This window comes from Streptomyces sp. GQ60 (assembly GCF_059758875.1).
In genome coordinates this window covers 1-301 of sequence record NZ_JCAXEG010000072.1, presented here as the reverse complement: position 1 = coordinate 301, position 301 = coordinate 1, and the positions used below count along the sequence as shown (strand labels likewise).

The 301-nt window shown below is 55.1% G+C and carries 1 rRNA gene; it reads right to left on the bottom strand.

The features are described 5' to 3' along the window. Positions 1-191 (bottom strand): 16S ribosomal RNA (locus tag AC6CKD_RS38015); the annotation flags it as partial. Positions 192-301 lie beyond the last annotated feature (110 nt).

Here is a 301-nt window from a genome sequence, read left to right as displayed (position 1 = left end):
CCCATGCAGGCAGGAGTATTATCCGGTATTAGACCCCGTTTCCAGGGCTTGTCCCAGAGTGAAGGGCAGATTGCCCACGTGTTACTCACCCGTTCGCCACTAATCCACCCCGAAGGGCTTCATCGTTCGACTTGCATGTGTTAAGCACGCCGCCAGCGTTCGTCCTGAGCCAGGATCAAACTCTCCATGAATGTTTACCCGTAATCGGGTGCACACGCACTTAGAGCGGGACAGTCATGTCGGAATAAGACCGACCGTCCACTGCATCCTCGCTGTGTAATTGCCTGCAAGCATCACAGCC